Genomic DNA, 12,228 nt, shown 5'->3' with positions numbered 1-12,228 from the left:
GTCGGGGGTGGGTGGCCGCCGAAGGCGGCGCTCTGCCTCGGCTCGCTAGCGCTCGCACCCACCCCTAACCCCTCCCTGAAAGGGAGGGGAACGTCTTAAATCCACCCCAAAGCCGCCATCCGCCGCAAAAAAAACGCTGTCCTACATCATTCCGCTGTGCCAGCCTCCGGGTCAGCTCTTTCAATATGTGGAAAAACGGTCGCCGCCCGGCTTACGGATATACTCAGGATTCGGCCGCAGCCTGTTCGCCCGGCGTGACAAATCGGGCGCTGCACTAGGCTGAACTTTCCTGAACTTTGGCATGATGGCCCGGTCCATGCGCCAGCCGGATCGCCGCCCCGGCCCGGGATAACCACAGACGGCAATGGCTGCTCACCACCCCCCAAACCGCCGCGAAAAAGGGCGGCCCGTCGCCGGACCGCCCTTCCCCCCTTTGTTCGGGTTTCGATCAGAAGTGGAAGGTCACCGAACCGCGATAGCTCTGGTTCGACACATCCTTGCGTCCGATCGTCGTGTCGGCGCCGATCGACAGGTCGACATTGCCGGTGGTCACCGTGATGCCGCCGCCGACTTCAAACCAGTCCTTGTCGGTCCCGGCGAGGCCGAAGATCGCATTGGGTCCGGGACCGCCGACGAAGGTCGCGCCGAACGAGGCCGGGGCGTCTTCGAATTCATGGACAAAATCGGCGCTGAGGTGCGGCTGGAAGCTGCTCCCCTTCTTACCCGACAGCGCCAGACCGGCGCGCGCCTGCAGGCTGTTGAAGCTCGACCGGTCGAGCCGCAGTGCGGGGCCGCCGCCATTTTCCTTGATGTCGGAAAAGCCGATATGGCTCGCCCGCGCCGCAACCCGCGGCCCGAATTCGACCGAACCAAGGTCGAAATTCTTGCCCAGGCTGACTTCGCCAGTGAAGATCAGCGCGGTGTCGTCGCCGGTCAGCGTGAACGGCGTGCCGATCAGGTCGGCGACCCGCGTCGTGCGCGAATCGAACGCACCGGCGCTGACCTGCGTCACCAGTTCGATTCCGCCGCCCAGTGCCGCCTTGCCGTACAGCGTGCCCTGATACAGGCTGCCGCTGGCGGTCTGTCCCGCGACCGGGGTGGTGCCATCGACGTCGGTGTAGCTGAGCGCGAAACCGATCACGCTGCCTTCATCGAGCGCCTTTTCGATGCCGCCGGCCAGATAAAAGCCGTCGAACTGGTCACGGCCGCCGCCGGGCAACGCGCTGGCCATCGGGCGGCTGTCGCCGTCGAGATAGCCGCCAGCCAGAAAGGCGCTGGTGTCGTCGGGCAAGCGGCCCTGCTGCACCGTCACCGCATCGCTGTCCGACCGCACCGCCATCGTGTCGGCGCCGGCCGCGGTCATGTTGAGGTGCGCGAGTTGCACCGGACGACCGATCATCGACAAGGTGCCGCCCATGTCGCCATCATCGAGCTGGAGCAGGCGATCGCGGGTGAAGCGCGACATATTGTCGACCGCCACCGTCGCGAGCGAGCCGCGCAGCGTTTCGGTGCGCGGCGCCCAGCTTTCCAGCGTGGCGCGGATCGTCGCGGCGTTCTGCAGATCGAGCGGACCATAGACGTTGGCGAGACCAGCGGTGCCGCGCGACTGGTCGAGCAGCTGGGCATAGGCGCTCTGCACCGCGGTGGCGGCGACGACATTGCGGTAAAGACCCGCTTGGATCTCCACCGACACGCTGTTGGGGCCATAGGTCAGACGCGGGGTGAGGATCGCCGAAATCGCCGATGCTGAACCGAAGGTTCCGGTCACGCCGCCCGCCGCGGTCAGGAAGGTGTAGCGATCGCCCGCGGTCACCTGATAGCCCGAAATCGGCGAGAAGCTGACCGCGCCGCCCAGCGTCGCCGACCCCGTCGCGGTGCCGTTCGCCACGACCGCCAGCACGTCGGACGCGCCGTTGGGACCGAAGTTGATGAACAGGTTGTTGCCCGACGACAGCACCAGATTGCCGCCGACGGTCAGCGTCCCGATCGCCGTCGGGGTACCCGGCGCGATCTGGCCGAGCACGCTGGTCAGGAACGGCGCGTTGATCCGCCCCGAACCCATCAGCCCGCCGCCGAACAGGCTGTAATCGCCGACCGAGCTGAGCGTGCCGTTGACCGTGACCATGCCCGCAAGCTGGTTGACGTTGATCAGCGACGACAGCGATGCGCCCGCATCGATCTGAAGCGCTGCGCCCGCGGTGCCGATCGTCAGGCGATCAACGGTGACGTTGGCGCCCGACAGCGTGGTGAGCCCGGTCGCGCTGAGCGTCACGTCGAAATAGCGCGGCGCGGTACCCGCAGTGCGGACCGGATCGACATTGTTGGGGACGAAATTGCTCGCGCCCGGCAGGCCGTTGGCAAGCGTCGCGACGGGCAGCGGGGTCGCCGCCGCCTGCGCTTCGGGCTGCGCGCCGGGGATCAGGCCGTCGCGGGTCGCCGCGGCGGCCGCCGCGATGTCCGTGATCGACGCCGAACCGGCATTGTCGTCGGAAGTGCCGATCGGGCGATTTTCGACGACCTCGACCCCGGTGCGGGTGTCAAGGCAATCGCTGACCCCGCCGCTCTGGAAACAGATCTGGCCGAAATCGCCGGTGGTGCCGGTCTTCTGCTCGCCCGTCAGCGCCGGAATGCCGTTGACCAATTGGCCGTTGGACAAGATCATGTACGACGGGTCGATCGTCGAAACCCAATGGTTGGGATCGGTCCACGACCCGTTGCCCGCCTTGGCCGACACATAATGATAGGGGTTGTTCGCAGCGATCCAATCCCAATAGAGATAGGCCGGCTGGTAAAAGGACACGGTGCCATAGCCGTTCGCCGGCTGGCCCGCAAAAAAGCGGGTATAGCCGCCCGACAACACCCCGATCACCACCTGGCGCGAGAAATTCTGGAGGATCAGCGGCCCACCCGAATCGCCCTGCGACGTAATGCCTTCGAGCGAGGCGCCGTTCGGATTGGTGCGCGCATTGTCACGAAACGCATTAAAGTCGAACGGGCTGGCGCCGGTCATGCCGCGGCGCGGATCGTCGAAATCCATGAAATAGAGATTCTGGGTCAGGCCGTTGGGCGCACCGCCAAACAGGAAGCCCTCGAATGTCTGAAGATCGGTCAGCGCGCCAAGGATATTCTCGGCCGCGCGGCGCCGAAAGTCGCTGCCCGACGCACCGCTCGTCCCCGTGCCGGTGTTGCCGTAACCGGCAATGCCGACATTATAGCCCGTACCGGCCGCGGTGATCGAGCCGGGCGCGGGCAGCGGCGAGAACAGCACCGCCCAGGTCGGGATATTCGCCGCCGGTGTGTCCAGCGCGGCAACCGCAACGTCGCCGTAAAGAAAGCTGCGCGCTTCGGGCTCGAGCGACAGCGGATTATAGGCAAGCCAGTTCGCATTGTAGAAGGCCTGCGCCGTGTTCGTCTGATATTTGCCGGCCCCGCCGGCGCCGCCAAGCAGCCAGCGCACCAGCTCATCGGTCTGGCCGGCAGCGTTGGCCCGGGTGTTGGTTTCAAACCCAAAGCCGATCGCGGTGCCGCCCGAATTGGCGCCATAGGCGGTCGCGGCGCGGCTGTTCACGCAATGCGCCGCGAACAGCACGGTGCGCGGATTGATCAGCGTACCGGTGCACAGGCCGACAAAACCGCCGCCATTATCGACGATCATCTGGCCGATGCCGGTGATGTTCACCGGATCGCGGGCGGTGACCGGGGTGCCCGGATTGGCGATCAGGATTTCGGGTTCGGGCGTAATCTGCTGGATCGTCGGCCCGGCGGTGATCGACACCAGATCGGCCTGCGGTTCGGGCCGGGTTGCGGCGATATAGCCGTCGCCGCCCGTCGGCGCGACGCTGACGTCAGCCTGAGCCAGCGCAGGCGCGGCGTGGAAAAGACTGGCCACGCAAACGGATGCCAACAGACCTCCGCGGCGCGAGCGCCGCGAATCAACGCGAAAATTCATAAACTACCCCCATAGTATTAGAGCGTGCCTCTTCCGGGTCAGGAGTCAGCGCATTGGGATAGCTTACCGGCCGGCGGCGATTAGACAATGGCCTATTTACCGATGTTTAACTCAATTCATCGCGCCGGCCGCGGACACGGAAAAGGGCGGCCCGTTGCCGGACCGCCCTTCCTTTCTCCGTCCGTCGACGAAAGAAACTGATTAGCGCTTCGAGAACTGGAAGCTGCGGCGGGCCTTGGCCTTGCCATATTTCTTACGCTCGACGGCGCGGCTGTCGCGGGTCAGGAAACCGGCCGACTTCACCACACCGCGCAGCGCGGGTTCGAAACGGGTCAGCGCCTGCGCGATGCCGTGCTTTACGGCGCCAGCCTGGCCCGACAGGCCACCGCCCTTGACGGTTGCGACGACGTCATAGGCGCCGATGCGATCGGCAACGCCAAACGTCTGGTTGATGACAAGACGCAGCGTCGGACGCGCGAAATAGACTTCCTGGTCGCGGCCATTGATGGTGATCTTGCCCGTGCCGGGCTTCAACCACACGCGGGCGACGGCGTCCTTGCGGCGGCCGGTCGCATAAGCGCGGCCCTGCTTGTCGACGATCTTTTCGCGCAGCGGCGCGTCCGAGATCTGGGGAGCGTCGGTGCCGATGGCGGCGCCGGCGAGATCCTTGAGATCGGTCATGGTCTGTTCGTCAGCCATTATGCACCCACCTTGTTCTTGCGGTTCATCGACGCGACGTCGATCACTTCGGGGCTCTGTCCTTCATGCGGATGTTCGCTGCCGGCGAAGATGCGCAGGTTGCGCATCTGCTGGCGACCAAGCGGGCCACGCGGGATCATGCGCTCGACAGCCTTTTCCAGCACGCGCTCGGGGAAACGGCCTTCGAGGATCTTCGCCGGGCTCGTTTCCTTGATGCCGCCGGCATAACCGGTGTGCTTGTAGTAACGCTTGTCCTGCAGCTTGTTGCCGGTGAACGCCACCTTCTCTGCGTTGATGACGATCACATTGTCACCGCAATCGACGTGCGGGGTGAACGACGGCTTGTGCTTGCCGCGCAGGATATTGGCGATGATCGATGCGACGCGGCCCACAACCAGGCCGTCGGCGTCGATCAGCACCCATTTCTTTTCGACCGTCGCGGCGTTTGCCGACTGGGTCGTCTTGGTCAGCGCCTTCATCATGGCGACCTCCTTGACAGATATGGACGAGGACGAGCAGCGATGCTGCCGCCCGAAACAAACCGCGCCGCTTGATCCCCGGGGGACGCAGCGGCGCTTCGGAGCGGGCCAATGACGCCAAGCGCGCGGAAAGTCAAGTATCGCGCGGCTTTGCTGACAGGTATTATGATACCGCGTGTCTCAAGATGCGAATTCTAGCGCACGCACCCGCTCTTCGACGAGCGTCCGTTCGTCACCCTTCACCCCGACAATCCAGCTCTGCCGCCGTTCGCGGATTACCAAGCCGGTCGCGGTATCGATCGTCCAAACATGGTCGGTATCCAAAGGCTGCGCCGCGCCAGCCGCAGGAATCGTGTCCCGCTCCGCCTTGGCGATCGTCCGCAGCGGCCCGTCGTGCGTTATCGATACGCTGGCGTCATTGCCCGGCACCACGACCGGAATAGCGCCGTTCGCGGGCGCCACCAGCGCCCGAATGTCAGCGGTCGCCAGCCGGTCACGCTCGGCAGCCGGCAGCGCGGCGATCAGCTGCGCCAGCTGTTTGGCCTCGGGGCGCTCAGCCTCAGCGCCCGTCGCCTGCATCCGCGCCGTCACCCGCTCCCACAGGCCGTCGGGATCGACCAGGTCGATGCGGCTGCCGTCGGGTGCCACCAGATAGGCGATTTCCTCGCCCACCAACGGCTGGAGCATCGAGGTCAATGCCCGCGAAACGGCCGGCGACGCGTCCGAATCGATCGGTTGCAGCACGGCGTTGAGCTGGTAACCGCGCCCGATCCGCTGCCACTGCAGCGTATAAACCAGCGAAAAGGTGATCAGCGACCCGTCGCGGCCGATGCGGCGCGTCGTGACGCGATAGGTCATCGGGCGGCCGACGGGCGGGGAAAACTGGACCTGCGCCGACGCCGCGACCGGCCCGTCGCCGGGGGCTGCCAGCGGCTGAGCGATCAGCAGCAGCGCGCCGCCAAGACCGCCGAGCAACATCATGCGGCGGAGCGGCCCAGCCGGTGCAGCGCCGCGGCGGCGATGGCGACGAGGATCGCCCCCACCACCTGATGCGCCACGGCGACCCACATCGATACGCCCGACACCACGGTCCAGATACCCAGCAGCATCTGCACCGCGACCACCGCGACCAGCAGCCGCGCTTCGCCCGGCGCGCCGCGCCGCGCCAAAGCGCGCGCGAGCAGCAACAGCGCCAGCGCCGCGATCCACGACCACCAGCGATGCAGGAAATGGATCAGGAACGGATCATTGGTCAGCGCCAGCCACATACCGCCCGCCCAGTCGATGCCCTCGGGCACGAAATGATCGTTCATCAGCGGCCAGCTGCTTGCGACGAATCCGGCGTTGAGCCCTGCCACCCACGCGCCGAGCAGCAGTTGGACGAACAGGATCGCGATCACTGCAGTCCCGCTACTCGTAAGCTGCGCGGGTCGCGCCGCGGGGTCGCGCACCAACGCATCCAGATCGCGCGCGGTCCAGACGAGCCCCGCGAGCAGGAACAGCGCGGTCAAAAGATGCGCGGCGAGGCGGAAATGGCTGACGTCGGTGCGATATTCGAGCCCCGATGCGACCATCCACCAGCCGAGCGCTCCTTGCAGCCCAACGAGCGACGTCAGCGCCAGCAAACGAACGTGATAGCCCGCCGGGATCGCGCGGCGCCATGCATACCAGGCCAGCGGCACAAGCATCGCCATGCCGACCACGCGCCCCAGGATGCGGTGCAGCCATTCCCAGAAGAATATCGCCTTGAACCCCGCCAGCGTCATGCCGAGGTTGATCTCGCGATATTCGGGGATTTGTTTATATTTTTCAAACTCCCGGGCCCAATCAGCCTCGTTGAGCGGCGGCAGCACCCCCGATACGGGGCGCCATTCGGTGATCGACAGACCCGATTCGGTCAGCCGGGTGATCCCGCCGACGCCGACCACGATGACCACCAGCAGCGCGACGGCCCACAGCCAGCGCGCGAGCGTGGCGGGGCGGGGGTGGTGGGCAGCGGGTGAAGACAGGGGCGCGGCGTTCGTCATCGCCCCGCCCTATCGGCGCTTGCCCGGCGATAGGCAAGAGGTCGGCACCGGCGCGGCCGGGGAAATTCATGGCCGCGACAGGCGCGGCTTGATAAGCGGGCGCGATGCTGCGTCCTGCTCCTTTGATCCTTGCCGCGCTGGCGCTGCTGACCGCAGCGCCGGTCCATGCCGCGGCAAGCGCTGCCCCCTCGCCCTATGCCTCGCTCGCCGCGCTGGAAGCGCGCGTCGCGGCCATCGGGTTTCGCCTGACCACCGCCAACGCCGCCTGGTGCCGGATACAACAACCGCAGTTCGGCTGGATCTGGGGGGACCCGCGGCTTTATGATGTCGAGCGGCGGCGCGAGGCGCTTGCCGCCTATGGCGCGGCGGATCGCGACGCGCCCTTTATCGCCGCGGTCGCCCCGACCGGACCGGCGGCGCTGGCCGGGATGCGCGTCGGTATGGCGGTGCTCGGGATTGCCGCGGCACCGGTGCCGAATGGCCGGGACGCGCACCCCTTTGCCCGGATCACCGCGATCGAGATGCAGCTCGCGGCGCTGCCCCCCGCCGCGCCGCTCACGCTCGACGTGGGTGCTGCCGCGGCGCTCCCCATCACGCCGGTTGCAGGATGCGTCAGCGACTTTCGCGTCGAGGCGAACGAAAGGCCCGGCGCGATCGCCGACGGGCGGATGGTGCTCGTCAATCATGGGCTGGCGCAATTTGCCCGCGACGACGCCGAACTTGCGGCAGCGATCGCGCATGAGCTCGCGCACAATATCCTGCGCCATCGCGCCCGCCTCGACGCCGCCGGGGTGGATCGCGGACTCGGCAAGCAGTTCGGGCGCAGCGCGCGGCTGTTCAAGCAGACCGAGATCGAGGCCGACCGGTTGTCGGCCTGGCTGCTGGCGGGGGCTGGCTATGACCCCGCCGCCGCGGCGCGCTTTTGGGAAAAATTCGGCCAGCGCCAGGGCCGCCCCTTGTTTCAGGCCGGTACCCACCCGCGCTGGCGCGACCGCGTCGCGTCGATCGAGGTCGAGGTCGCGGCGATTGCCGCCGCCCGCGCCAAGGGCCAGCCGCTGCGCCCGCCGCTGATCGATACACCGCCGCCCTTGGAATAGCGTCCGGCGCCTCCTATTTTGGCAGCATCCGCTTTCCAGACGCCTCCCCCAGACAAGGATCGACGCCATGACCCAGGAAACTGCAATTTTTGCCGGAGGCTGCTTCTGGTGCACCGAGGCCGTGTTCCAGTCGCTGGCCGGGGTCGAGGGCGTCGAAAGCGGCTATATCGGCGGTCAGGTCACCAACCCGACCTACAAGCAGGTGTGCGGCGGCGACACCGGCCATGCCGAGGCGATCCGCATCACCTTTGATCCCGCGGTCATCTCCTATGACGACCTGCTCGACGTCCATTTCGCGACCCACGACCCGACAACGCTCAATCGCCAGGGCAATGATGTCGGCACCCAATATCGCAGCGCGCTGTTTCCGCTCGACGCTGCTCAAGGCGACGCCGCGCGGGCTGGGCTCGACCGCGCCGCTGCCGATTGGCCGGCGCCGATCGTCACCACGATCGAACCGGCGTCCGACTGGTATCCGGCCGAGGATTATCATCAGGCCTATTGGGAGGGCGAAGGCCAGCGCAATCCCTATTGCATGGCGGTCATCCCGCCGAAACTCGCCAAGCTGCGCAAGGGGTTCGCCGACCGGCTGCGCCCCGAATAGCGGCGCCCGCGACGCCGCGCCGACTGTTGCAATATGGTTGCATGACGTCACTTTTCATTGACTTTCCAGTAGTTTTGGCTACCGGACACCCCCTCGCTAGGGCAGACCAGGTCCAGGCGCAGGTGGGGGTCGCTGCAAAGTGCTGGCATCGCTGTTTCTGATCGGCGCGTCATTGACGACGCCCCAGATGTCGGTTCAGGCCGCAAGCCAGACGGTCGTCGAAGACAGCGACGACGGCATGGCGCGCGCGGTCAACCGGATGGTCGGCGGCATCGTCAGCTATGCGCGCTGGCCCGATGGATCGGCCGATTCGGCGCGCGTGATGTGTGTCGTCGGAACACCGCGACTGACCAATCGCATGGCGCCCGACGTTCCCGGCGCCGGATCGGTTCTGGTGCGGCGGCTGAGCGTCGCGGCGGTGACCAGTCGCGGTGACTGCGATGTGCTGTTCCTCGGCCGCATGGCGATCGCCGACCGGCGGCAATTGATCGCCTGGGTCCGCGGCCGCCCGATATTGACGATCACCGACGACGATGCCGCGTGCATTTTTGGCGCGATGTTCTGCCTCAGCAGCCGCGCCGCCAGCCTTAGCTTTTCGGTCAACCTCGACGCCATCGGGCGCGGCCCGCTGCGGATCGACCCGCGGGTGCTGAATATCGGCCGCGGCGACGGAGGCGCGTCATGACCGGCAAAGCCCCCGAACGCATCGGCGCGCGCACGACGCTGCAAAAGCTGCTGTCGCGCTTTCACTTCGGTATCACCCTGTTCGCGGTGGCGCTGTCGGGCCTGACCATCTTGCTGGCCGGGGTGACCGCGCTGCGCGGCTATGCCGATCGCAACATGGAACTGGCGGCGCAGCTGGGCGCCTATGGCGTCGAACCGGCGCTGGTGTTCAACGATCCGCAGGCCGCGCGCGAGGGACTCGAACCGCTGACCCGTATTCCCGGCATCGCGCGCCTGCGCGTCCTCGATGACCGCGGACAGCCGCTGACCCAGTGGGCCTCACCCATGGCCGACCCGGCGCCGCTGCTCACCCGCATGTTCTTTCCCCGCCCCTTCGCGGTCACCGTCGAACGCAACGGATCGGCGATCGGCACGATCGAGGTTTGGGGCGATAGTTCGACGTTGATCGACTATGTCCGCATCGGCTTGCTTGCGGGTCTCGGCTGCCTGCTCATCACCGCGCTTGGCACCATTTTCCTCGCGCGGCGGTTCGAATATGAGCTGGTCAAGCCTTTGAACGAGATCGCCACCGTCGCGCACGACGTCCGTCTGCACCGCCGGTTCGACAAGCGGGTGCAACCGCTGGGGATCGCCGAACTCGACCGGTTGGGCGGCGACATCAACGCACTGCTCGATGAATTGCAGGGCTGGCAGGGCCATATGGAAAGCGAGCGCGCCATGCTGGCGCACCGCGCGTCGCACGACACGCTGACCGCGATGCCCAACCGCGACGCCTTCGACGAACAGCTTGCGATGCGCATTGCGGCGGCGGACGCCCGCGGCAGCCGCTTTGCGCTGCTGTTTATCGACGCCGACAATTTCAAGGCAGCGAACGACAATTTCGGCCATGCGGCGGGCGATGCGGTGCTGGTCGCGCTGTCGGCGTGCATCAAGGAAACATTGCGGGAAGGCGACTTTGCGGCGCGCATCGGCGGCGACGAATTCATCGTCATCGTCGATCCGATCGACGTTGAAACCGCCGCCAACGACCTGGCAAACCGAATCCGGGCCTGCGTCGCCCAACCCGTCGAATTGCCAGGCGGCGAGACCTATCGCGCGTCGGTCAGCGTCGGCGCCGCCCTTTATCCTGACGACGGCGATGACGCGACGGCGCTGCTGACCGCCGCCGATGCCGCCATGTACGCCGATAAACTGACCAATCGTTCCCGAGTATGACCAGCGGAGTATCGCCGTGACCCAGACTATCGCCCGACCCATCCGAGCCTTTTTCATGCTCGCCTTTGCTGCCCTGCTCGCGGCCTGTCAAAGCGTGCCGCCGCCGGCCGGGTTCACCCCGGCCCAGATCGCGGTCCTAAAAGCCGAAGGCTTTGTCGAAGATGGTCTCGGATGGGCATTGAATATGCCCGAACGCCTCCTGTTCTCGACCAATGAAAGCAGCGTCCCGGCGGAGCAACAGACGCGGATCACCGAGACAGCGGCCAAACTCGTCGCGGTCGGCATCACGACGGCGCGGGTCGAAGGCCACACCGATTCGACGGGGGCCGCCGCTTACAATCTGACGCTGTCGCAGGCGCGGGCCGAGGCCGTGGCCGCGCCGATGCTTGCCGGTGGGATGAAGTTCACCGCCGATCAGGTCGTCGGCCGCGGTGAAACGGTGCCAATGTCGAGCAACAATACCGACGAAGGCCGTCAGGACAACCGCCGTGTCGTCGTGATCGTGACGCCGCGATAATCGCGACAAAACTTGCACCCCGTTCGCCTTTTCTTGTCCATCTTTCGCGGCTAAGGCCTCGACCATGAAATCGATCCGCAAAGCCGTCTTTCCAGTTGCCGGCCTCGGCACCCGCTTCCTGCCCGCGACCAAGGCGATCCCCAAGGAGATGCTGCCGATCGTCGACCGGCCGCTGATCCAATATGCGGTCGACGAAGCGCGCGAGGCGGGGATCGAGCAGATGATCTTTGTCACCGGCCGCGGCAAGAGCGCGATCGAGGATCATTTCGACGTTGCGTTCGAGCTTGAAAAGACGATGTCGGAACGCGGCAAGGATCTGTCGGTGCTGGAGCCGACGCGGCTTGGCCCCGGCAATTGTGCCTATGTCCGCCAGCAGGAGCCGCTCGGCCTCGGCCACGCGATCTGGTGCGCGCGCGCGATCGTCGGCGACGAACCCTTTGCGATCTTCCTGCCCGACGAATTCATGCACGGTTCGCCCGGCTGCATGAAGCAGATGGTCGATGCGTACCACCAGGTCGGCGGCAATCTGATCTCGGTGCTGGAAGTGCCGCGCGAACAGGTATCGAGCTATGGCGTCATCGCCCCCGGCGCGCGCGACGGCGCGCTGACCGAAGTTACTGGGCTGGTCGAAAAGCCGTCGGTGGCCGATGCACCGTCGAACCTGATCATCTCGGGCCGCTACATCCTCCAGCCCGAGGTGATGCGCGTGCTCGAGGGGCAGGAGAAGGGTGCGGGCGGCGAGATCCAGCTGACCGATGCGATGGCGACGATGATCGGCACCCAACCGTTCCACGCCGTGACCTTCGACGGCGCGCGCTACGACTGCGGATCAAAGGCGGGTTATATCCAGGCCAATCTGGCGGTCGCGCTCGAACGCCCCGACATCGCTGCCGAGGTCCGCGCCTTTGCGATCGATTTGCTGAAATAGCACCGGCGGAGGCGCCTTGCCCCCGCCGG

The 12,228-nt window shown here is 66.3% G+C and carries 11 protein-coding genes; 6 read left to right on the top strand and 5 right to left on the bottom strand.

The window, feature by feature from the left end:
* Positions 1–448: 448 nt before the first annotated feature.
* The 5 genes from FFS68_RS14960 to FFS68_RS14940 form a co-directional block, all read right to left on the bottom strand.
* On the bottom strand, positions 449–3,889 hold the full coding sequence (locus tag FFS68_RS14960; protein WP_249340182.1) for an autotransporter domain-containing protein: 3,441 nt from the start codon (positions 3,887–3,889) through the stop codon (positions 449–451).
* A 261-nt stretch (positions 3,890–4,150) separates the two neighbouring features.
* Positions 4,151–4,648, bottom strand: a complete 498-nt coding sequence (rpsI, locus tag FFS68_RS14955) for a 30S ribosomal protein S9 (protein WP_137753993.1) — start codon at positions 4,646–4,648, stop codon at positions 4,151–4,153.
* Positions 4,648–5,127, bottom strand: a complete 480-nt coding sequence (rplM, locus tag FFS68_RS14950; RefSeq protein ID WP_137753998.1) for a 50S ribosomal protein L13 — start codon at positions 5,125–5,127, stop codon at positions 4,648–4,650. Before rplM ends, rpsI begins: the two co-directional genes overlap by 1 nt.
* Positions 5,128–5,307: 180 nt before the next feature.
* Positions 5,308–6,108: a hypothetical protein gene (locus tag FFS68_RS14945; RefSeq protein WP_137753992.1), complete on the bottom strand. Its 801-nt coding sequence runs from the start codon at positions 6,106–6,108 to the stop codon at positions 5,308–5,310.
* Positions 6,105–7,154: a COX15/CtaA family protein gene (locus FFS68_RS14940; RefSeq protein ID WP_137753991.1), complete on the bottom strand. Its 1,050-nt coding sequence runs from the start codon at positions 7,152–7,154 to the stop codon at positions 6,105–6,107. The genes FFS68_RS14945 and FFS68_RS14940 overlap by 4 nt, the downstream gene beginning before the upstream one ends.
* Before the next feature lie 104 nt (positions 7,155–7,258).
* On the opposite strand from FFS68_RS14940, the gene FFS68_RS14935 reads away from it, so the two are divergent.
* The 6 genes from FFS68_RS14935 (at position 7,259) to galU (ending at position 12,199) form a co-directional block, all read left to right on the top strand.
* Positions 7,259–8,251: a M48 family metallopeptidase gene (locus tag FFS68_RS14935; RefSeq protein WP_137753990.1), complete on the top strand. Its 993-nt coding sequence runs from the start codon at positions 7,259–7,261 to the stop codon at positions 8,249–8,251.
* A gap of 67 nt (positions 8,252–8,318) precedes the next feature.
* Complete coding sequence (msrA, locus tag FFS68_RS14930; protein ID WP_137753989.1) at positions 8,319–8,855, top strand: peptide-methionine (S)-S-oxide reductase MsrA; 537 nt, start codon at positions 8,319–8,321, stop codon at positions 8,853–8,855.
* A gap of 139 nt (positions 8,856–8,994) precedes the next feature.
* Positions 8,995–9,540 carry a YfiR family protein gene (locus FFS68_RS14925; protein ID WP_137753988.1) on the top strand — a complete coding sequence of 182 codons (546 nt, stop codon included), beginning with the start codon at positions 8,995–8,997 and terminating at the stop codon, positions 9,538–9,540.
* Complete coding sequence (locus FFS68_RS14920; RefSeq protein WP_137753987.1) at positions 9,537–10,754, top strand: diguanylate cyclase; 1,218 nt, start codon at positions 9,537–9,539, stop codon at positions 10,752–10,754. The genes FFS68_RS14925 and FFS68_RS14920 overlap by 4 nt, the downstream gene beginning before the upstream one ends.
* A 16-nt stretch (positions 10,755–10,770) precedes the next feature.
* Complete coding sequence (locus tag FFS68_RS14915; protein ID WP_137753986.1) at positions 10,771–11,271, top strand: OmpA family protein; 501 nt, start codon at positions 10,771–10,773, stop codon at positions 11,269–11,271.
* Positions 11,272–11,335: 64 nt separating this feature from the next.
* The gene (galU, locus tag FFS68_RS14910) at positions 11,336–12,199 is read left to right on the top strand and encodes a UTP--glucose-1-phosphate uridylyltransferase GalU (protein WP_137753985.1); all 864 of its coding nucleotides are present in this window, start codon (positions 11,336–11,338) and stop codon (positions 12,197–12,199) included.
* The last annotated feature ends 29 nt before the right edge of the window (positions 12,200–12,228 follow it).

Origin of the sequence: Sphingopyxis sp. L1A2A (genome assembly GCF_005502465.1) — a bacterium.
Classification (GTDB): Bacteria; Pseudomonadota; Alphaproteobacteria; order Sphingomonadales; family Sphingomonadaceae; genus Sphingopyxis.
This window is presented reverse-complemented; position numbering and strand designations above follow the sequence as displayed.